19 protein-coding genes are annotated in these 21,208 nt (G+C 66.5%); 7 read left to right on the top strand and 12 right to left on the bottom strand.

Annotation, left to right across the window (positions count from 1 at the left end; translation table 11 throughout):
* Window positions 1-36 precede the first annotated feature (36 nt).
* A complete protein-coding gene (locus KV102_RS00095) occupies window positions 37-1,191 on the top strand; it encodes a NaeI family type II restriction endonuclease (RefSeq protein WP_220344924.1) in 1,155 nt (384 codons plus the stop codon).
* Window positions 1,192-1,636: 445 nt separating this feature from the next.
* On the opposite strand, the gene KV102_RS00090 is transcribed toward KV102_RS00095, so the two are convergent.
* From KV102_RS00090 to KV102_RS00075, 4 genes are all read right to left on the bottom strand, one after another.
* Window positions 1,637-4,486 (bottom strand): Z1 domain-containing protein, encoded by a 2,850-nt coding sequence (locus KV102_RS00090; RefSeq protein WP_220344923.1) that lies wholly within the window; start codon window positions 4,484-4,486, stop codon window positions 1,637-1,639.
* Between the two features lie 92 nt (window positions 4,487-4,578).
* Window positions 4,579-5,571 (bottom strand): PD-(D/E)XK motif protein, encoded by a 993-nt coding sequence (locus tag KV102_RS00085; RefSeq protein WP_220344922.1) that lies wholly within the window; start codon window positions 5,569-5,571, stop codon window positions 4,579-4,581.
* Complete coding sequence (locus KV102_RS00080) at window positions 5,568-7,088, bottom strand: ATP-binding protein (RefSeq protein WP_220344921.1); 1,521 nt, start codon at window positions 7,086-7,088, stop codon at window positions 5,568-5,570. Before KV102_RS00080 ends, KV102_RS00085 begins: the two co-directional genes overlap by 4 nt.
* Before the next feature lie 518 nt (window positions 7,089-7,606).
* On the bottom strand, window positions 7,607-8,059 hold the full coding sequence (locus KV102_RS00075; RefSeq protein WP_220344920.1) for an Lrp/AsnC family transcriptional regulator: 453 nt from the start codon (window positions 8,057-8,059) through the stop codon (window positions 7,607-7,609).
* An 81-nt stretch (window positions 8,060-8,140) separates the two neighbouring features.
* On the opposite strand from KV102_RS00075, the gene KV102_RS00070 reads away from it, so the two are divergent.
* On the top strand, window positions 8,141-8,764 hold the full coding sequence (locus tag KV102_RS00070) for a LysE family translocator (RefSeq protein ID WP_220344919.1): 624 nt from the start codon (window positions 8,141-8,143) through the stop codon (window positions 8,762-8,764).
* A gap of 103 nt (window positions 8,765-8,867) precedes the next feature.
* On the opposite strand, the gene KV102_RS00065 is transcribed toward KV102_RS00070, so the two are convergent.
* From KV102_RS00065 to KV102_RS00050, 4 genes are all read right to left on the bottom strand, one after another.
* On the bottom strand, window positions 8,868-11,804 hold the full coding sequence (locus KV102_RS00065) for a vitamin B12-dependent ribonucleotide reductase (RefSeq protein ID WP_220344918.1): 2,937 nt from the start codon (window positions 11,802-11,804) through the stop codon (window positions 8,868-8,870).
* A 45-nt stretch (window positions 11,805-11,849) separates the two neighbouring features.
* Window positions 11,850-12,338: a transcriptional regulator NrdR gene (gene nrdR, locus KV102_RS00060; protein WP_220341425.1), complete on the bottom strand. Its 489-nt coding sequence runs from the start codon at window positions 12,336-12,338 to the stop codon at window positions 11,850-11,852.
* A gap of 234 nt (window positions 12,339-12,572) precedes the next feature.
* Complete coding sequence (locus KV102_RS00055; protein WP_220344917.1) at window positions 12,573-12,812, bottom strand: DUF6343 family protein; 240 nt, start codon at window positions 12,810-12,812, stop codon at window positions 12,573-12,575.
* Between the two features lie 114 nt (window positions 12,813-12,926).
* On the bottom strand, window positions 12,927-13,301 hold the full coding sequence (locus KV102_RS00050) for a helix-turn-helix domain-containing protein (RefSeq protein ID WP_304610784.1): 375 nt from the start codon (window positions 13,299-13,301) through the stop codon (window positions 12,927-12,929).
* 112 nt (window positions 13,302-13,413) lie between these two features.
* On the opposite strand from KV102_RS00050, the gene KV102_RS00045 reads away from it, so the two are divergent.
* On the top strand, window positions 13,414-14,307 hold the full coding sequence (locus KV102_RS00045) for an NAD(P)-dependent oxidoreductase (RefSeq protein ID WP_220344916.1): 894 nt from the start codon (window positions 13,414-13,416) through the stop codon (window positions 14,305-14,307).
* A complete protein-coding gene (locus KV102_RS00040; protein WP_220344915.1) occupies window positions 14,304-15,185 on the top strand; it encodes an NAD(P)-dependent oxidoreductase in 882 nt (293 codons plus the stop codon). Before KV102_RS00045 ends, KV102_RS00040 begins: the two co-directional genes overlap by 4 nt.
* 7 nt (window positions 15,186-15,192) lie before the next feature.
* On the opposite strand, the gene KV102_RS00035 is transcribed toward KV102_RS00040, so the two are convergent.
* Together KV102_RS00035 and KV102_RS00030 are read right to left on the bottom strand one after the other, a co-directional pair.
* The gene (locus KV102_RS00035; protein ID WP_220344914.1) at window positions 15,193-15,927 is read right to left on the bottom strand and encodes a M50 family metallopeptidase; all 735 of its coding nucleotides are present in this window, start codon (window positions 15,925-15,927) and stop codon (window positions 15,193-15,195) included.
* Window positions 15,928-15,952: 25 nt separating this feature from the next.
* The gene (locus KV102_RS00030) at window positions 15,953-16,363 is read right to left on the bottom strand and encodes an MmcQ/YjbR family DNA-binding protein (RefSeq protein ID WP_220344913.1); all 411 of its coding nucleotides are present in this window, start codon (window positions 16,361-16,363) and stop codon (window positions 15,953-15,955) included.
* A gap of 101 nt (window positions 16,364-16,464) precedes the next feature.
* Here KV102_RS00030 and KV102_RS00025 point away from each other — a divergent pair, with 101 nt between their 5' ends.
* Genes KV102_RS00025 through KV102_RS00015 form a run of 3 tightly spaced genes read left to right on the top strand, consistent with a single transcriptional unit; the run spans window position 16,465 to window position 18,496 of the window.
* The gene (locus KV102_RS00025) at window positions 16,465-17,034 is read left to right on the top strand and encodes a DUF6318 family protein (RefSeq protein ID WP_220344912.1); all 570 of its coding nucleotides are present in this window, start codon (window positions 16,465-16,467) and stop codon (window positions 17,032-17,034) included.
* A gap of 50 nt (window positions 17,035-17,084) precedes the next feature.
* Window positions 17,085-17,825 carry a hypothetical protein gene (locus tag KV102_RS00020; protein WP_220344911.1) on the top strand — a complete coding sequence of 247 codons (741 nt, stop codon included), beginning with the start codon at window positions 17,085-17,087 and terminating at the stop codon, window positions 17,823-17,825.
* 56 nt (window positions 17,826-17,881) lie between these two features.
* On the top strand, window positions 17,882-18,496 hold the full coding sequence (locus KV102_RS00015) for a sugar O-acetyltransferase (RefSeq protein WP_304610783.1): 615 nt from the start codon (window positions 17,882-17,884) through the stop codon (window positions 18,494-18,496).
* 26 nt (window positions 18,497-18,522) lie between these two features.
* On the opposite strand, the gene KV102_RS00010 is transcribed toward KV102_RS00015, so the two are convergent.
* The gene (locus KV102_RS00010; protein WP_220344910.1) at window positions 18,523-19,755 is read right to left on the bottom strand and encodes a hypothetical protein; all 1,233 of its coding nucleotides are present in this window, start codon (window positions 19,753-19,755) and stop codon (window positions 18,523-18,525) included.
* Window positions 19,752-21,029, bottom strand: coding sequence for a hypothetical protein (locus tag KV102_RS00005; RefSeq protein ID WP_220344909.1), 1,278 nt, complete (start codon window positions 21,027-21,029; stop codon window positions 19,752-19,754). The genes KV102_RS00010 and KV102_RS00005 overlap by 4 nt, the downstream gene beginning before the upstream one ends.
* Window positions 21,030-21,208 lie beyond the last annotated feature (179 nt).

The raw sequence follows: 21,208 nt of genomic DNA, 5'->3' as shown, positions 1-21,208 counted from the left end.
CGCACGGAGCCGCTCACCGACTGACAGACTGCCCTCGTGAATCAGGACACCCTTGCCCTCGAGGATCACCCGAAAACACCGACACAGGACTCGCGTGCGCGGGCGATCCGTCGCCGCCGGAACCTCTTCCGCACCCACGCCGCGCCGAGGGCGCCCATGGGTAAGGCCCCGGCCGCATGGACTATCCACAGCGGCCGAAGCTTAAGCGTGCCGAGGCCGCTGACAGAGATCATCGAGTGGTTCGAGACGGCGCCCGACGCACGCGAGCGGTTTCGTTGGGCCCTGCGCGACTCACTTGACGAACTGCTCGACGGTCAGCGAACGGGACGATGGGCCTACCAGCAGCTCTCCAAGACTGAGAAGACCTACCTCGGCACGGCGGTAGAGGTGAACCTGACAAAAGAGTTCGACTTCGCAGATGGTGACGACCTCGACTGGCGAATCGCGGGCAGAGATGTCGACTGCAAGTTCTCGAAGGATCTCGGCGGTTGGGAGATCCCGATGGAGATGTACCGCTGCGCGGATCATGAGGGTCGACAGGGCAAGGCGGACCACGCAGCGCTTTTGACCTGGCTCAACGACGACACCAGCAGATGGGCTGCCGGACTCATCACGATCACCGACGACCTTCTTCGCTGGCGGACCGACAAGATGACCGGCGAAGTCGGGCGGGCGTACAACCGGGACAACAAGCGAAGGCTGGCGGACGCGTCGGCGGCCAGCATCTACTGGCTGTGGGGCGGCCGTCAGAACGACCTTCCGAGAAACCTGCTGCTGCATCTGAGCACACCAGCGCGAGATCGCATCTTCTCGTTTCCCCGCTCAGGTCAAGCGCGCGTCAACCAGCTCTTCCGTGAAGTTCAGGAGTCGATTGTCAGTCGGCAGACTGTACTCACAGTGGCTCAGCAGGACGATGCTCCCAAGCGCGCCCGCGACGCACGGCTGAACCTTCGCGATGAAGGGCTGCTGGTTCTCGGGCACCAAGAATCACACCCGCACGTAGCGAAGGCGCTGCGCCTGCCGGTTCCGGTCAAAGGCGAGTGGATCGCCACCCGAGTGGTGCCAGTGGAGGCGACCGATAGTCGTCCATTCTTCAGCGTGGCAGAGCAACGGTGGGCGAGGGCTCAACCAGACGAGCCCGTCGTCGCAGCGCCGAAGCTACCGCAGCGTCTCGACGCGTTCTGGACCTGAATCTGCTGAAGCGCGCCAGCACCGGCGTGAAAGCAAGCGCGGCAACGAAAGCCGGGCCGACCAGGCAGGCTCGCCGCGGTCTTAGCGTGAGCAGCATCCGATTAGGTACACGGACAAGTGCGCGAGCGACTAGCTCTCGCCGCGACGACGTGGAGGCACTCGGGTCCCCCGCCCCCGGCGTGCGCGTGCGTAGGGGGCCGCAGTCGCCGCGTGCAAGAGGAGAACGCCGGGTTCGGGACAGTCTGACGAGTGTTCGAGCAGCGAGCGCAGAAATCGCAGCGTCGCCAATCTGCTTGGCGCCGCTGCCTTCCCCATCAACCAGCCAGTGCTGGCACCAAATCAGGCATGATTGCCGCAGCTGCTAACTGTTTCGCCCGCGCACTGGCACGAGAGCGGCGACCTTCTTCACCCGCTGTCGGTTGGTCGCGCCCGTTCCGGGGCGCCATCAGACAGGCTGATCCACCGCCACATCGTGTGGCTTGGCAGAGTTGATAACCGTCCATTGGATCAGATGGTTTCGGGGAACTGCCTTGGCCGGTACGGCGATCGATATCAATCCGACCAAGTCTTTGCGCTCGACCGGTTCCGTCGCATCGTCTGGCTCCCGGTCCGGGACGATTGATACCAGGACGACGCCCCTTGTCGAGGACGCGCCCAGTTGGGCTTCCGCCCCGCCGCGAGCGATGGGCCTCGCAGCGGCACGATGTTTGCGATCCGAGCCGACGAAGTCGGCCCGGCCAGCGCGACGCTTCCGCTTGACAATCGGAACATCTCCGCCAAGTTCCGGGACATCGATCATACGTCCGCCATCGTTGGGCCATGGCCATACAACCGCCCAGTCGGTGATCTTCTCGTCGCGGGTGGCTCGCTCGATGAACTCGCGGAAGGCGTTGATGTTGGCGTCATAATCGGTGTTCCACGCAAGCTTGTTGAAGAGGAAGATGAACTCGGCGGCTCCGATAAGACCCACCCGGGCGCGCTGGAACCCCGACTTCCCGTCAAGCTCGTATGGAAGCCTCACCTCCTTGGTCGCGTGTTCTAGGAGCGGCACAACGACACCGTCGAAGTTAGACCTATTCTCTTCGCTTCCGCGTTCCGGCAGGCCATACAAGTCTTGGACGTCGGCTGGCGCTTTGCTCGCGATGACCGCGTTCCACATTTTGTTCCGAGCGGTCGGCTTGAGCCACGGAAGGTGTTGACTCACGAGTGGCGGGATGTGGCGAGGCTCCAACAGTGGCATGCCATTGTCATCAAACCCTGCATACTGGTTGAGTTCTGCCCGGAACGCCTCCTCGTCCATCAAGAGTGCCTCGAATGCCTCATAGAGATCAACATGGGCATCCCGACGAATATAGAGCCGCACGAGATCCTGATAGCCGGAACGGAAGCCGAACCAACGACCCGCCTGCATGAGCGTGTCGGCTTGTCCGGCCTTACGGCGGAAGTAGGAGATCGTGAGACCCTCAACGGTAAACCCTCGACTGAGCTGCGCACCTCCGACAAGGATTCTCCAAACCTTGTCCGCCTCGAAGTCGAGCTTCTTCTGCTGTGCTTGTATCTCCTTGTCAGAGTTGACAATGAGCACAGGGTCACCGTCAATAGTGATCTCGGCGAGCGCCCTTCCGATAAAAGGCCTCAATTCGTCGAAGAAAGTTGGAATCGGTGCGCCAGTCGCACGTGCCTCCATGACAGGCAAGAAGTCATTATCATAAAGCTTCTTCAGGCGCACGAAACCCTCTGACGAGTTGAACTTGGCTTTACGCCAGATCGAACGGACGTCGGCGGCCGTGTCGGCGTGGTCATCCCGCTTGACCGACTCGTGCACGAGCATCGTGTGATGCCGATACTCGAGGTCTGAGTTGGCCTCGCGGTACTTCTTTACTGCGCCCGAGAGAACCCACGCGTCGAGTGCTCCCTGCAGTTCTTCGATACGTCCGCCAGGGTCGGTGTCGGCATCGCCGACGAGCGACCGGACGTGCGCCAGTTCGTTGGAATTGGCGACAGTCTTCCTCTCATCGTCCCAGCGCTTGCCGACGTCGTGGAACTCCTGCACGCCCATGTAACCGGGCGGGCGGTGGAGGGACAGAACGAAGTCTGCTGGGAATAGGTCGCGTTCGTCGTCGGGATCGATGAAGACGTTCGCGAACGGGGTCGCCGTGTATCCGACGTACTGCGCACGCGGGCAGATCGCTAGAATCTCGGTGATGAGCCTGTTGATCGTCGTCCGCCTGCGGTGCTCGGCCGACCCCTTCTTCCACTTGGCCGGATTCGTAGTGTCGACCGATGCCTGGTCGGATTCGTCGTCGATGATCAGGACCGGCAACTCGGCGAGGTCGTTCTTAAGCGGCTTCAGGTCTTGGATCAGCTTTCTCAGCGGCGTGGGGTGCTTCTTGATGACCGCTACGTAGGCATCTGAGTGGAAGAGGTTTTCTTCGGCATTGAGAGGCTTCTGCTTGTTTTTGCGCGCGAACCTCAGCCTGGTCATCGCTTGGGGGAGGCGGTTGTAGTCGCTCCGGTGACTCGTCATGCGGGAAATCTCCACGACGCCCGGCAGGTTAAGAGACTCACCATGCTTGACGAAGCGTCCTGCCCTCCACTCATCGTCCTGCTGGTAGTCGAGCTCCTTCGCCACGGCGGGATCGTTCGGGTCCTGGCCAGCCAGGATGTTCTCGACACCCATGAGCTCCATATCCAGGCGCCGCTGGGTCTGGGCGCGCAGGATCTCGATGGTGCCGGTGAGGACAATAACGAGCCTGTAGCCAACGTCGATCGCTTTGGCGACGACGCCCGTAAAGTTCGCAGTTTTCCCGCTCTGGACGTAGCCGACGACCAGCCCTTTGGTTTGCTTTGCCTCGAGCCGCGTCGGACGGCTGAGCCGTTCGACCACCTCAGTCGTCGTTTCCTCCAGCGATGAGATGGAGGAAGCCGGCCACTTCTTCACATCGCGGAGGTACGACTCATAGTCGTCCCAGTAGACATCGCTCCGCAGCTTCCGCTCTATCGGGTACCAAGGCTCGAACACCTTAGAGATCACGATCGCGGGGACCTCGAAGACTTCGACCCTCGCCGTGAACGCGGCCGCAACATCGGCCGAGAGTTCGAGCCTCGCGTAGATCGAGGCTCGGCGTTCCTGCGTGCGAGGCGACCCCGCAACACCGTCCCGCTCCCGGTCCTCATCCTGGTTGTCCCATTTCGCCAGTGCCATGCGGGCTTGGGTCAGGGCCGCATCGTTCTCATCTGCCTGCTGGATAAATGCGGCGACCTCTGCATCGCCGACCGGCGTGCCAGCCAGCACGGTCAACAGCGGACCGAGCGGCGCTGGCTGCTGGTTTTTCAGAGCACCGAATGCATTCGCGAAAGCGTCCGCCCATACCGGGCGTTGACCAATCATGCTTGCTGGCCCATCTTTGACTCCACGTACTCACGCATGGGGTCAGGAAGGCTGTCGTAGTGCAGGTCGGTCAGGTCCACTGTGTAGGAGACGTCCGACAGAAGTGGGAAGTTGGGTACGACGGGACTTATCAAGTCTGGGGTTATTGCGGGAAAGTCGCCCGTGACACTGTAGGCGCGCGGCTGGGAGCGAAGGGTCCAGAAGGTCGGGTACAAGTCCGCGTCATCGGCCTGCCACCCAACGCTCGTCAACCTCGTCTCGACGGCGACCCGATGGCCACGCGCTGTCTTCAGAATGTGGGCGACGACCTGGGAGAGCGTTCGGCCGCTCTGCGGGGTAGTTCTGGTGAGCTGAATCGACAACACACTAAGTGGAACCCCATTCAGAGGCACAAGCTGATCGAGGCCGTGGATTACGTGACGGCGGCGGTCGCTGCTCGTTGTCTTCACCTCGACGTGTACCGAGTCGAATGTGAAGTCGTGCTCCTCCGACAGTGGTCCCTGCCAAGCGGCTGTGGCAGGCCCCGCACCGATCTGATGGATGAGGAACTCCAGAAAGAGCAACTCTCCCAGCAGCCCGACTTCCTTCTCGGTGCTCATGGGGCCACGGCTCGCAAGTACGTGCCGATGACGAGCCAGGCCCGCGGCGACAGCTGCCGCAAGGGGCATTTTATCGATCTGAAGCCCATCGACGACGGTTGCGAAAAGCGCGTAAGCCCCGTGCACGCTGTCCTCGATCCGGACAGTGAGTTCGGCGAATTCATCCTCCCCGTCTGAGACCCCGCAGAAGCCGATATTCTTCAGATTTGCGACATCCGGCTCAGGGCTCTCGTATGGCGTCACCAACGTGATGAGACGGTTCTTGGGGTCGAGCCGTAGTCGGCAGGCTGGCTCGCCCCGAATGGGCAACACCATGGGTGAACCGCTGTTCCACAACTCATCCAGGGTCGCGACGGTCAGATGTCGAGCATCGTCAGGCGAAACCGTCATATGCTGGCACCTCGGCCGCCACGCATTTGTTCCTCGGTGACAACAGCCGCCCCCAAGACGCTTTTCCAAAGGGCAATCTCATCCTTATCCCGCGCCCCGAGGTGCTGGCCCTCGAACACGTGGTGAGTCAACAGATAAAGCAGCGCTTTGAGAACCGGGGCATCGTTCAGGCTCCCGCGATCGGGGGCGAACAATTCCCGATAACGATTGTTGAGCCACAAGGTCTTGCTGGAATGATCCACCTCGAGAAAATCACCGACCGGCATACGCCTCCATTTGAGATCTAGTGCATCTCCGCCGAGAAACGCCAGTTCGGACCCGATGCGCTTGCGAACCGGGGGCGCCATGCCCTTGCCAGGTTTGATAGCGGGCTTGCGCCGACGCTTCCGCTTGTTGGCCTCTGTGTACACCGCCTCCGCATCCTGGAGGAAAGTCGAGAAGGTCGTGCCGTCCGCAGCCTCGGCCCTATTGATCGCGTCGTGGAAGGCAGGCTCGAACTTCAACCCGCTCTTCTCGGGGTTCATAGTCAGGAACGGACCGATGGCTTTCGTGTCGTCCAACACTACGCGCGCGAGCTGACGCGCACGCGTCGGCGTCGCGGTGTCGCACCAGCCGCCAACCTGCAGCAGCCGATCGTTCCGGTAGATATAGAACCCCTGGAACTGCTCGCCCCTCTTGTTGCCAATGCGGAATCCCGTGACGTCGACCTTGGCTGGCCAGATATGGCACGTCAGCTTTACCCGCGTCTCTCCCGCCTTAGCGGTTAGGTCCTTGGGGTACTCGGGATGCCCGGAGACCGCGTACCCGAACGGATCGATCGGCAAGATCGGGACTCCTGGCTCGGTAAGTGCTTCCCCGAGTTCGTCGACCAGCACGTCAATCTCGAGTCGATTGGCCGCGAGCAAGCGGTGGAACGTTACGCCAAGGTGCGATCGGAGCGCCTCGTTACGAGCTGCCAACCAGCTACGCGCCTCGACTTGATTTCGTCCTCGGTATGCGTTGCGAATGACGGTCCACACGATCGACGTTCCCTTCCGCGAGCCGAGGATGGCCTCTCGGTGGGACGTGTGTTTAGTTGCCGCATCGGAAGACAACACTTCGCACGTGAAATCCTTGGAGAAGTCGACGCGCCGAATTCGCCGACCGACCGGGGTGGCACTGTCGCTCATGGACCACACGGTGAGGGCGTCGCAATGCCCGAATGAGGCCGCCTTTAATCCCATCCCGAAGTGTCCGAGATCTCCCTGGGCGTAGTCCCGCCGCCGGCCGATGGTCATCGCCGAGTTGATGGTTGCGGCGTCCATGCCCTTACCGTTGTCCAGGACCTCCACCTGGCTCAGGCGATCGTTGCGAGTTAGGAGCCGGATCGAGACTCGGGCTGCCCCGGCGTCGATACTGTTGTCGACGAGGTCGGCAATCGCTGACTCTAGTGTGTGGTTCGCACCAAGGCTCTTGACGAGTCCGGCGTCGGGAGCCAATGTGATTCGCTCGACGACGTCGTCCGACGCGGTCACCATCCGACGACCATTAGATAGCTGGGGTCAGAAAGAGGAACTTTGCCGCTCTGAGAAATCCCTCGTACGAGGGATCCTGCGTACCCGACGCTTTGCCGGGCGCGGGCTACTGACAACGTGAGGTCCGCGCTCCGGGCCGACAAGGAAGGTCGAACGACCTGTTCGATCACCTCATTCACTCTACCCGGGATGGGATCGGGCGCCTTCCCAACGGAGTAGTACCGCTATTCGTCACAAGGAGCGAACGTGCGTTCCGGCCGGTGCCCTCGATCGCTTATCCAGCCGCGATCGCCGCATCCCAACGCTCGAAGCACGCGTCACAAGCGGCGGGCTTCGCGTCTCCCCTCCCGGACGTACAGCCCGGGCGCCGGCGTGTGCGCGCCGAACTGGAGCCGCTGGAGCCGCTGACACCGGACACTCTCCTCGGTGCTCACGACCACCGTGTGGCCAGCTGTGCGGCGTGGTCCTCACGAGGCCTGGGCCTGTCACTTTCAGTACTGCCACGCGCCGAGCCACACTCCCTACGCCGGGAGCGGCCTGTCGCTAACGACGTGCTTCATGACCAGCGTCGAGTTGATGCGGAGCACTCCGGGCATCGCGGAGAGGACGTCGTCCTCTAGCTGCGCGTACGCCGCGAGGTCCGTGGTCACCACCCGAAGCATGTAGTCGGGGTCCCCGAACAGGCGTTGCGCCAAGACGACGTTCGGGATCTCCTGCACGGCCGCCTCGAAGCCGAGGAGCGTGTCCCGGTCCTCCTGCTTCATCGTGACGAAGACGAGGGCCTCGAACGTCAACCCGAGCGCGACCGGGTCGATGACGGCGCGGTAACCGCGGATGGCGCCGGTCCGCTCAAGGTCCCGCAGCCGGCGGTGGGTCGGAGACACCGTCAGGCCGATCTCGACCGCCAGCTCGGTGACGCTCTGACGCCCGTCCGTCTGCATCACCGCAAGAATCTTCCGGTCTATGGAGTCCATCGGCAAGATCATTCCACCACTCCCCCGTTCTGAGGGAAGAGACAGGAACACGTTCGGACATTTCCGGCGTACTTTCGACTGATGAGCATGAGCCTGGTCCTCGCCTTCTGGGTGATGACGCTCGCCCTGATCGCCGTCCCCGGCCCCGACTGGGCATTCACGCTCGCCTCGGGGATCCGCGACCGCGTCGTCCTCCCTGCCGTCGGCGGCCTCATGCTCGGCTACGTCGTCCTGACCGGCTTCGTCGCCGCCGGCGTCGGCACACTCGTCACGCAGACCCCGCCCGTCCTGGACGTCCTGACCTTCGTCGGAGCCGCCTATCTGATCTACCTCGGCTGGCGAGTGCTCTCCGACCCCGGCGCCGCGCAGGCCTCCCCCGCTTCTGTGCCGAGGGGCGGCTGGCGCGGCTGGATGCTGCGCGGCATGGGAGTCAGCGGGCTCAACCCCAAGGGCCTCCTGCTCTTCCTCGCGATGCTCCCGCAGTTCACCGACCCCCGAGGGACGTGGTCGGCACCCGTACAGCTCGGCACCCTGGGCCTCCCGTTCGTCGCCACCTGCGGCCTCTTCTACACGGCCCTCGGCCTCGGCGCCCGCGCCGTGCTCGGCGCGCGACCGGCCGCCTCGCGCGTCCTCACGCGCGTGTCGGGAGTCGCGATGGTCGTGGTCGGCATCGCGCTCCTCGCCGAGCGTCTCCTCACGCACTGACACGGCCCGGCACCGACGCGAGCGCAGCCGCGATGGGCACTGCGGTAGCAAAAAGCAAGTGGGGCGGCCCCGTACGGGACCGCCCCACTCACTCAGTCATGCCTCAGCTGCAACCGCTCGTCGCTCCGCAGCCCTCACACACGTGGCACGAGCCCGCAGGCCGCATCTTCGTGCCGCAGGTGAAGCACAGCGGCGCGTCGACCTCCGTACCCGAGATCACCTGCAGCAGCTCCGCACTCGTGTGCGCCTGCTTCGGCGCCGGACGAGCCGACTCGGCCACGATCTCCGCATCGGCCGCGTCGACCTGCGCCTCACGCTCGATCTCCGCCTCCGCCGCAGCGGTGACGGCAGGAGCCGACTCGGACGGCTTCGTCTTCAGCGACTCCGACTCCGAGACCTCCTCCTCCACCGGCGCGTAAGACCCGGTATCGAGCTGGCGCTGGCGCTCGTCGGCCGAGTGGATGCCCATCTGCGACCGCACCTCAAACGGCAGGTAGTCCAGCGCGAGCCTGCGGAAGATGTAGTCCATGATCGACTGCGCCATCCGCACGTCCGGGTCGTCGGTCAGACCGGCCGGCTCGAACTTCAGGTTCGTGAACTTCTGGACGTACGTCTCGAGCGGCACCCCGTACTGCAGACCGATCGACACCGCGATCGAGAACGCATCCATCACACCAGCCAGCGTCGAGCCCTGCTTGCCGAGCTTGAGGAACACCTCGCCGAGACCGTCGTCCGGGTACGAGCCCGAGGTCATGTAGCCCTCGGCGCCACCCACCGTGAACGACGTCGTCAGCGACGGCCGCGTCTTGGGGAGACGCTTGCGGATCGGCTTCTCGACGACGACCGTCTTGACGGTCTCGACGACCTCGGCCGGCTTGGCGGCGTTGGAGTCGACACCCTTGTTCTCGCCCTTGCCGGACGAGAGCGGCTGACCGACCTTGCAGTTGTCGCGATAGACCGCGAGCGCCTTGAGGCCGAGCTTCCAGCCCTGGAAGTAGATGTCCTCGATCTCCTCGACCGTGGCCGCCTCCGGCATGTTGACCGTCTTGGAGATGGCGCCCGACAGGAACGGCTGCGCCGCCGCCATCATCCGGACGTGACCCATCGGCTTGATGGACCGCTCCCCCATCGCGCAGTCGAAGACCTCGTAGTGCTCAGGCTTCAGGCCCGGCGCGTCGATGACGTGACCGTGCTCGGCGATGTACTCGACGATCGCCTCGATCGTCTCGTTGGTGTAGCCGAGCTTCTTGAGCGCGACCGGGATCGTCTGGTTGACGATCTGCATCGAGCCGCCACCGACGAGCTTCTTGAACTTGACCAGCGAGAAGTCCGGCTCGATGCCGGTCGTGTCGCAGTCCATCATGAAGCCGATCGTGCCGGTCGGAGCCAGCACCGACGCCTGAGCGTTGCGCCAGCCCTGCTTCGTGCCGATCTCGATGCCCTGTGCCCACTGCTTCGTGGCCTCACGGTGCACGGCGATGTCCATCGCGTGCATCGTGCGGACCGCGTCGTTGGCGGCCTGGTGCTTGCGCATCACGCGAGCGTGCGGCTCAGCGTTCTGGGCGTAGCCCTCGTACGGGCCGACGACACCGGCGAGCTCCGCCGAGCGACGGTACGAGGTGCCCGTCATCAGCGACGTGATCGCCGAGGCGAACGCACGGCCGCCGTCGGAGTCGTACGCGAGACCCGACGCCATGAGGAGCGCACCGAGGTTGGCGTAGCCGATGCCGAGCTGACGGAACTTGCGCGTCGTGTCACCGATCGCCTCGGTCGGGAAGTCGGCGAACGTGATCGAGATGTCCATCGCGGTGATGATCAGCTCGACGGACTTCACGAACGTGTCGACGTCGAACGAGCCGTCGTCCTGCAGGAACTTCAGCAGGTTCAGCGACGCCAGGTTGCACGACGAGTTGTCGAGGTGCATGTATTCGGAGCACGGGTTGGACGCGGTGATCCGGCCCGTCTCCGGCGTCGTGTGCCAGTCGTTGATCGTCGAGTCGTACTGGATGCCCGGGTCGGCACACTCCCAGGCCGCCTGCGCGATGTCCTTGAAGAGCTTCTTGGCGTCGATGGTCTCGATGACCTCGCCGGTCGTGCGAGCACGCAGCCCGAACTCCGAGCCCTCCTCGACCGCACGCATGAACTCGTCGGTCACGCGGACCGAGTTGTTGGCGTTCTGGTACTGCACCGACGAGATGTCGTGCCCGCCGAGGTCCATGTCGAAGCCGGCGTCACGGAGGACACGGATCTTGTCCTCCTCGCGCGCCTTCGTCTGCACGAACTCCTCGATGTCGGGGTGGTCGACGTCGAGCACGACCATCTTGGCCGCACGACGCGTCGCGCCGCCCGACTTGATGGTGCCCGCGGACGCGTCGGCGCCGCGCATGAACGACACCGGACCCGACGCCGTACCGCCCGAGGAGTGCAGCAGCTCCTTGCTGGAGCGGATGCGGGAGAGGTTGAGGCCGGCGCCCGAGCCGCCCTTGAAGATCAGACCCTCTTCCTTGTACCAGTTGAGGATCGAGTCCATAGAGTCGTCGACGGCGAGGATGAAGCAGGCCGAGACCTGCTGCGGGCTCGACGTGCCGACGTTGAACCACACCGGGCTGTTGAAGCTGAAGACCTGGTGAAGAAGCATGTAGGTGAGCTCGTGCTCGAAGATCTCGGCGTCGACGTCCGTCGCGAAGTAGCCGTTGTCCTTGCCGGCCTTCGCGTACGTCAGGACGACACGGTCGAGGAGCTGCTTGAGGCTCTGCTCACGGGTGTCGCTGCCGACGGCGCCACGGAAGTATTTCGTGGTGACGATCGTGGAGGCGTTGACGCTCCAGAAGTCGGGGAACTCCACCCCGCGCTGCTCGAAGACCGTGGCTCCGGTCTTCCAGTTGGTCTGCACGACGTCGCGACGCTCCCACGTCACCTCGTCGTACGGGTGCACGCCCTCCGTCGTGTAGACCCGGTTGATCGTGAGGCCCTTGCCTGCACGCTTGGTGGCTTTGCGCCCGCGCGCAGCCCCGCTCGGTCCACTGACCGTCTCCGTCATCGTGTGCCCCTTCTCCCCGTGTCCCCGTGAATGTGTTGGTGAGTCTCAGCTGCCGGCGGAGTGCTGCTCCGCGGCGAGCTCGTGGTTGGCGTCGGCCACCATCAGCGTCGCGATCTCGTCCGCGAAGTCCGACACGTCGGTGAAGTTCTTGTAGACGCTGGCGAACCGCAGATAGGCGACCTTGTCGAGCGCCTTGAGGGGCTCGAGCACGGCGAGCCCCACCTCGTGCGAGCTCACCTCCGCTCCCCCGGCCGCACGCAGCGCGTGCTCGACCTGCTGGCCGAGTCGCGCCAGGTCGTCCTCGTCCACAGGGCGGCCCTTGCACGCCTTGCGCACTCCACTCACGGCCTTGTCGCGCGAGAACGGCTCCGTGGCACCCGAGCGCTTGCACACCGTGAGCTGGATCTGCTCGACGGTCGTGAAGCGCTTGTTGCACGCGGTGCAGCTCCGGCGACGACGGATCGCTCCGCCGTCGTCGGCGACACGGCTGTCGAGGACTCGGGTGTCGGTGTGCCGGCAGTACGGGCAGTGCATCCCGAGCTCCTCTCGCTGTGGACGGAATGTGGAGAACCACCAGTCTTCTGTGGGGTTCGCCACTGGTCCTTGTGGACTAGATGTGGATAACTACATCCGTGTAAGTACTAGATGTAGTGGCTACCGTACGCGTCCGCCGCAAGCCCATGCAACTTATCTTCACTCCGCGGACCGACATTTCTGTCGTTGCAGGTCAGACGGTGTTTGGCGGGTACGGCGCGGCGTGTCGCATGGTCACGCGGGGCGACGCGACCTGCGGCTGCGCATCTTGCGGACGATGACCGCCGTGTCCACGAGGGCGACGACCGCGATCACGGCCGACGCCAGGCCGAGGACGACCATCACGTCGGGGGCATCAGGGAGCAGCAGTCCCCACAGCGCGAGCGCGGCGAAGACGACGAACCCGCCCAGGGACAGGGCGAGCCGCATGCCGTACGCGCTGAGCGCCTTCTTGGGCTCCGAGCCGGTGTGCATGAGGGACCCTCCTTCGGTGTTACCTGTACAACACCAGGGGTGCCCCGATCCATCCCTCGTACGCGTCCCCAAACAACGCTCTGACCTGGGCAAACGAGGGGCCAGGACGACTGCTCAGACCGTCTCCGCCTCGAGTCTCGCGATGCGCGTCCTGCCCCAGTCGCCGAGCGAGGACAGGGCCGCGTTGAGCGAGACCCCGTGCTCGGTCAACGAGTACTCCACGCGCGGCGGCACCTCCGGGAACACCTCGCGGTGCAGCAGCCCGTCGGTCTCCATCTCGCGCAGCTGCTGTGCGAGTACCTTGTCGCTCACCCCGGGCAGGCCGCGCCGGATCTCGGCGTAGCGCCGGGTGCCGTGGGCGTGGAGCTCCCAGAGGATGAGGGCCTTCCACTTGCCGCTGACGACGTCCATCGCGGCGTCGAGCCCGCAGACGTACGGTCCGCGTCGTCGGGTGTCGGGCTTCGCTGTCTCCACCGTGCTGCCAGTCATCGGGTCCCCCGTCGTTCGGTGCGTCGGCCGGCGCACCGCTTACGTGAAGGTAAGAACCTCACATCGAAGTGCGTTCTTCCGCGAGGCAGCCTCGGCCGCGATCGTGGAAGGCATGACTTCCACCAACCACTCCCCCGTGACCGTACTCGGCCTCGGGGACATGGGTCGCGCTCTCGCGACCACGCTTGCCGCCGCGGGCCACCCCGTCACGGTGTGGAACCGTACGCCCGGCCGCACCGACGACCTCGATCCCGACCGCACCATCGAAGCCACGTCCGTCCGCGACGCCGTGACCGCCTCGTCGCTCGTGGTCGTGTGCCTGCTCGACGCCGCCTCGATGCGCGAGGTCCTCGAGCCGGTCGCGGACGCGCTCTCCGGCGGTGCCCTCGTGAACGTCACGACGACCACCCCGGAGGAGTCGCGGGCACTTGCCGCCTGGGCCGACGCCCACGGCGCGGCGTACCTCGACGGCGGCATCATGGCCACGCCGCCGATGATCGGCCGCGAGGGCGCGCAGATCCTCTACAGCGGGTCGCCTGCCGCGTACGAGGAGCACCGCGCCGTGCTCGAGACCTGGGGCGCAAGCCCGTACCTCGGCGAGGACCCGGGAGTCGCGGCGCTGTACGACCTGGCCCTGCTCGCCGGCATGTACACGATGTTCGCGGGCTTCCTCCACGGCGCGGCGATGGTCACGACCGCCGGGATCTCGGCGAGCGCGTTCGCGGAGAGTGCCGTGCCGTTCGTCTCGGCGATGGTCCCGTCGTTCCGGGAGTACGCCGCGGTGGTCGACGGTCGCGACTACGGTGGCGCGGGGCAGCAGAGCCTCGCGTTCTCCGACCTGTCGGGCATGGTCCGGGCGAGCGTCGACGCCGGTGTCGCGCCGGACGTCGTGGCGGTGGTCCAGGGACTGATCCGACGGCAGATCGACGAGGGTCACGGCAAGGACGGGTTCGCCCGGCTGTACGAGAGCATCGCTCACCCGGCCCCGACGGGAGCGGCACGATGAGCGCGGCGGAGGAGAAGGTCACCGTCATCGGGCTCGGTCCGATGGGACAGGCGATGGCGCGCCTGTTCCTCGCCGCCGGCCGCGAGGTGACGGTCTGGAACCGTACGCGGTCGCGGGCCGACGCCCTCGTCGCCGAGGGTGCGCGACGGGCCGAGACACCGGCGGACGCCCTGGTGGCCAGCGAGCTCGTCGTGCTGAGCCTGACCGACTACGCGGCGATGGACGCGATCCTCGGAGGCGAATCCGACGCGCTCGCCGGACGGACACTCGTCAACCTCAGCTCGGACACTCCCGACGCCACGCACGAGGCAGCCCGGTGGGCCCAGGCGCACGGGGCGGTGTTCCTCGTGGGAGGCGTCATGGTGCCGCCTCCGATGCTGGGCGGCGAGGACGCGTACGTCTACTACAGCGGACCCGCCGACGTCTTCGCCTCGTACGAGAAGACGCTCGGGCTGCTGGGCACGCCCCGCTACGTCGGCGAGGATCCGGGTGCTGCGCAGCTGCTTTACCAGGCGCACCTCGACGTCTTCCTCACCGCGCTGTCCGGGATCGCGCACGCGGTGACGCTGGTCGGCACGGCCGGGGTCAGCGCCGCCGAGTTCCTCCCTGACGCTCTCGTCACGCTGGCGACCACCGACGCGATGACCGGCTTGAGCGAGACCGGCGCCGCCGCGTTCGACGACGGTGTCCATCCGGGTGACCTCAGCACGGCGACGATGATGGGCGCGACGGCGGCGCACATCCTCGGGGCGAGCGAGTCCGCAGGGGTCGACACCGCGCTGCCGCGGGCGGTCCTCTCGTACTACGAGCGGGCCATCGCCGCCGGGCACGGCAAGGACGGCTGGACGAGCATCATCGAGGTGATGAGGTCTCGCTGACCCCGCCTCAGCCGACGACGCGCTCGACGGTGTCGACGAGCATCCACGCCGCTCCCCCGGCGCATGCTGCCGTCGCGAGCCAGAACGACGCCAGCCAGATGGTGGCCGGGATCCGCGTGAGGAGCGCGAGCGCCACCGCGTCGGACTCACCGCGGCTGCGGTGCCAGGCGCGGCTGCGCCAGGTGTCGGCGAGAGTACGGAGGCCGCCGAGGAGCAGGAACGCACCGACGCCCACGGCGGCGCCGCTCTGGACGACGGGCGGAGCCCACCACCACAGGGCGGCGGAGGCGCCTGCGCACGCAAGCAGCACGAGCACGGTGAATGCGCTGCGCGCCCACAGCAGGCAGCCGACGAACACGACGGCCATCACGAACAGGCCCGGCGCCGCCCACCCCTTCACCGCCACGAGCACGGCGAGCAGTCCCGCGATCGCCGGCGCCGGGTAGCCCGCCCACGCGCACACGACCATGCCGAAGCCGCTGGCCTTGCCGCGGGTGTGGGTGACGCCGGATGCGTCGAGGCGTACGCGGAGCGCGGTCAGCTTGCGGCCGGCGAACACTCCGCCCAACGCGTGCCCGAGCTCGTGCGCGACGGTGACGACCACGCTCGTACGGCGCCACAGCGGGTTGGCGACTGCGGCGACGGCCAGGGCGAGCGCAAGGACCCACACCAGAAGGTCCGCCGAGGTGTAGGCGGCGGGGTCCACGGTCGCGAGGCGCGACGAGAAGTCGTCGGAGGTCACCTTCCGAACCCTAGGCGTTGTGCCTTCACGCCTCCTGAGAGCGGGCGTCGGCCTCCGCGACGCGGCGCTTGGGGGCGATGAGCCGGAACGAGGCGTCGACGAGCTCCCTGACCTCGCTCCAGTCGACATCCGCTGCGGCGAGGTCGAGCGCGCGCCAGCCGAACGGGCCGTAGTAGGCCGGGACGAAGAACCGCTCGTCGTCGTCGAGCGCAGGGAGCTCGGACTCGTCGACCTTGACGATGAGCGCACTGGGCACCTGGCGGTGCTCACCCGGGCGCAGCTTTTCGGAGCCTCCGAACGCGGCGAAGATCTTGCCGCACCGGAACGTCGGCCGGCCGTGCGAGACGCGCTCCTCCACACCCGGGAAGGCGAGGCAGATCTCACGCAGCTCGGCCAGGCCGGGGTCGTCGTCGCTGAACATCACCGGGTGCGCCATGAACCGAAGTCAACCACCTGCCGGGGACACCGCACGGGTCTTCCACAAGCCGTGGGACGACGCCTTCCGTGTGAACCCGCGGTGCCACTACGTTTCTCGCCATGACGTACGCCCGGGCGGCCCTCGCCGGCCTTGTCCTGCTTGCGGTTGCGGGGTGCACGGGAGGCGACCCGGCCGGCGGTGACCCGAGCGATCCGCCGTCCTCTGCCTCTCCGCGCGCGACGCCCTCCCCCACCCCGACGCTCGCTCCGCCGACGATCCCGCCCGAGGCTCAAGAGCACAGCGCCCAAGGCGCCGCCGCTTTCGTCGAGTACTACGTCTCGCTCATTAACTACGCCGCAGTCAGCGGGGACACGGGAGCACTCGCTGCGGCGGCAACGAACAACTGCGGAGCATGTGCGCGGCTTGTTGAACGGTACGAAACCATCTATCGGGACGGCGGCACGTCTGAGAGCCCAGGCTGGAGGCCCAGAGTCACGAGCAGCCAATTGGTGAAGGGTGACTTCCACGTCACGGTAGACGTCTTGACCGCTTCACATCGCTATCGCGTCTCAGAAAACGCTCCACATCAGAGGGTCAAGGCATCGACCTATCACGACATCTACCGACTGAACTGGGTGAACGCCCAATGGGCCGTGGACCTGCTCAGCGAGCAAGATACTCCGCGATGAGTCTCGGCCCGCTACTTCTCGCACTCGCGCTTGCTGGCCCGCCTGACGTCATGCCTAACGATCCGCATGATCACGTTGCTATTGAGGACCGTGAACAGCGCGGTGGCGACGCTTCGAATCCGGACGGCTCCGGTGACGGATCACCGGGGCAGGCTGCCCCGGCAACCGAGTACCGCTACGAACCCACCTGCACCCCCGGCGCCGGCACGGACGCGACCTGCAGCGCCGCCTACACCTGTCCTCCTGAACAGATCCGATTCAACGTGTGGCGTCGGGAACCGGGTGGCGAGTGGCAGCTTTCGGGGACGATCTGCCGGGGCGGGCAACCGGGCGGAGCCGGCTCCGTCGCGCCGGTCATCACGCCCGGCGATGTGCTTCGCGAAGTCCGTCGCCTACCCCTACCGAAGGCGTCGCTGAGCATCCAGCCCGCCGACCGTACCCTCGTCAACCTGGACACCGTGTTCTCGACCGTGCCGCCGGCGTTCGACCGGACAGTGACGATCCTCGGCCAGCGCGTACACGTGACAGGGACCGCGAGCCGATACACCTGGCACTTCGGCGACGGCGCGACGACCGCCACCACGGGCCCGGGTCGCCCCTACCCAGCTCTGGACGTCACCCACCGATACGCAAAGGCCGACCGCACCCACCGCCCTCGCGTCGACGTCACCTTCACGATCAGCTACGCCGTCAGCGGCGGCCCGACCCAGACGCTCGGGCAGACGATCACCACCGATGGCGTGCCCGTAGCGCTCACGACGCACGAGGCCGTGCCCGTGCTCATCGACTAACCCAGAACGGACGAACGCCACGACGGTGCCGACCGCTGCCTCGTACGGTGGTCCGCATGACCGCGCCGACCGACCCGTCCCACCCTTCCGACATGACCGACCCGACCGATCACCGCGAACCCTCGATGCGCGAACGGATGCTCGCCGGCGACCTCTACGTCGCCGACGACCCGCAGCTCATCCGCGACCACGAACGCGCTCTACGCCTCACGCACGCGACCAACACGGCTGACCCCACCGACCGCGAGCGGCGACGCGAGCTCCTGTCGGAGCTGTTCGGAGGGTTCGGCGAGGACAGTGTGATCCGGCCACCGCTGCACGTCGACTACGGGCACCACACGACGATCGGAGCACGGACCTTCGCGAACTTTGGGCTCGTGATCCTCGACGTCGCGACCGTCACGATCGGTGACGACGTGCAGATCGGCCCGTACGTCCAGCTGCTCGCGGCGACGCACCCGCTCGAGCCCGGCCCGCGGCGCGGCAAGTGGGAGTCGGCTGCTCCGATCGTGATCGGCGACAACGTGTGGCTCGGCGGGGGCGTCATCGTCTGCCCCGGCGTCATTATCGGCCGCGACACCGTCGTCGCCGCGGGCTCGGTCGTCACGCGAGACCTCCCCGCCGGGGTCCTCGCGGCAGGCACGCCGGCCCGCGTCGTCCGCGAGCTCTGACTCGCGGACGACGCCGGCGATGGCGCTCAGCGCACGCGGAACTTCTTGACGGCCTTCGGGCTCCAGCCGCTGATGTTCTTCGCACGGACCGTCACGGTGAGCTTCCCGCGGCGCAAGGCCGACTTCTTCACCGTGTACGACCGCCGTCCCGGCTTCAGCGTCACTCGCTTGACCACCTTGGAGCCCTTGCGGAATACCAGCTTGTACTTCTGCACCGCTCCACCGCCATTGTCGGCGGGCTTGGCCCAGCGCACCTTCCGCTTCGCCGCGCGTGTCTTCCCGGTGACCCGCACCGAGCGCACGGCCGAGGGTCGCTTCGGGAACATCGTCGAGAACACCTGGATCGCCCGCGACCCACGGGTCGTGACGATCCGACCGTTCAGTGCGACGGCCGCCTCACGCGGGTTGATGCTCGCCTTCGTGCCGCGCAGCACCCGCAGCGGGCGGACGTTGCCGTTCGCCGTCGGTGCGAATGCGCTGATGCTCCGGCGTGCCGCATCTGTGACGTACACCCGGTTCGCCGCGTCGACGTCGACGTGGCGCGGCGCCCTGAGGCCCGTACGAGACCCCCAGATACGCGCGGCCGGAGCGACGTCGCCCGTCGCGCCGGGCGCGAACCCGAGCACGCCGTTGGCAGTCGCCGCCCAGATCCAGCCCCGACGGTCGACAGCGACGTCCCGCACGCCGCCCGCAGGCTGCCCGGGGACCTGGTCCACGAGGATGACACCGACGTCCTCCTGGTCCGTGGCCCCCGGCGGGTACAACCACAGCTCGTTCGCCGTGGCCACGACCAGATCACCCCTCGGCGAGACGGCCAACGCTCGGGAGTAGGTCGGAACCCAAAGGCGCCTCAGAGGGTTCGTCCCCGAGAAGCGCGGGCCATACGTGAGGACGTTCGCCTCGCCCTCGATGATGGACCTGAGCATGTAGGTGTTGCCCGAGCCATCCGACGCCAGGTCGATGTCCACCTCGTCTCCTGCGGGCCCCGGAGCCACGACGTGAGACGGACTGACGTTGCCGTCTGCACGGGGACCGAAGACGCGTACGCGGTCGGAGAGCGCCCGGGCGACGAACGTCGTCGCGTCGGGAGCGATCCCCACCGCCTGAGCGTTCTCGACCTGGGCGCGCGAGCCACCGATGACCCGGCCCGGGCCGTAGTCGACGGTGTCTGCGTCCGCGGCGCTCGCTCCTGCCATGGTCACACCGCCCGCGACGAGCACGATGCTCCCCGCGGCGGCGATCGATCGTCTTGTCCTCATTCGTCTTCCCTCCCCCTACCGAACCGGAACTTCTTGACGGCCTTCGGGCTCCAGCCCTTCGCTGTCTTCGCCCGTACCGTCACCGTGAGCTTCCCGCGACGCAGCGCCGACTTCCGCACCGTGTACGACCGCCGGCCCGGCTTGAGCGTCACCCGCTTGAGCACCTTCGAGCCCTTACGGAACACCACCTTGTACGAGCGGACGTCGCGGCCACCGTCATCAGCCGGCTTCCTCCACCGCACCGTCCGCTTCTTCGCCGACGCCTTCCCCGTGACCCGCACCGACCGCACCACCGACGGACGCCCCGGAAACAACGTCCGGAACACCAGCACGTCGTCACGCGGATACCCGGTGACGGCCAGCTCTCCCCGTCCGTCGACCGCGATCTGCGCCCCGGTCTCGACGGTGCTCAACCGGGAACGCGAGCCCTCCAGCGACCGGATCGGGCGGATCTCACCACGCGCGTCGGCCGGGAAGACGTTCACGACCGTCCCGCTGCCGCCCAAGCCGTCGTAGGACTGCGCCACGTAGAGGCGGTTCTTGGCATCGACCGCGACGTCGCTGACCCCGCCGGCGGCGCCCGTGACGGGAGTCAGGCTCCGCAGCGGCGGCGTGTCGCCTGTCGCCCCGGCCGCGAAGGCGCGCAGGACGTCGTCGGCATCGACCCACAGTGCACCGGTCGACGTGAACGCCAGCTCCGTCACACCTTCGCCCAGCCCGGTCCGCGGGCCGGTGATGAGTTGCGCGGGAGTCGCACCGGCCGAGGCACCCGCCGCGTACACGGCAACCTCACCCAGGGCATCGTGGGCGACGGCGACCTTGCCGTCTCGCGACACCGCAAGGTGACTCGAGAACTCGCCGGTGTCGAAGGTTCGGATCGGAGCGACGTCGCCGTACGCACCTCTCCGGAACACCGACACGCGGTCGTCCTCGGACAGGACGTAGACGAGTCCTGCCGCGTCGACGCCGACGTCGGCGACCTCTCCGAGAGCCGCCTTCGCTCCGGCGATGGTCCGCGTACGGCGCTGCACCCCGTCGGCTGACGGCCCGAAGATCCAGACGGCGTCTGCGCCTGGTCGGAAGTCGGCGAGATACACCGTCCCGTCGGACCGCGCGGCGAGACCCGCCGCGGAGTTGAACCCAGGCACCGGCCGGATCACCCGGTCAGGCCCGTAGTCGACGGTGTCCGCGGACGCTGACGTCGCGCCGAGAAGTGCTGCCCCTGTCATCGCGACCGCGGTCACTGCCACGGTCACCACTCGTGTGGTCCTCATCATCTCGCTTCTCCCCTCTACCGAACCCGAAAACGCTTGACGGCCTTCGGGCTCCAGCCCTTCGCTGTCTTCGCCCGTACCGTCACCGTGAGCTTCCCGCGACGCAGCGCCGACTTCCGCACCGTGTACGACCGCCGGCCCGGCTTGAGCGTCACCCGCTTGAGCACCTTCGAGCCCTT

It is taken from the genome of Mumia sp. zg.B53 (genome assembly GCF_019550935.1).
Taxonomy (GTDB): Bacteria; Actinomycetota; Actinomycetes; order Propionibacteriales; family Nocardioidaceae; genus Mumia.
This window is presented reverse-complemented; position numbering and strand designations above follow the sequence as displayed.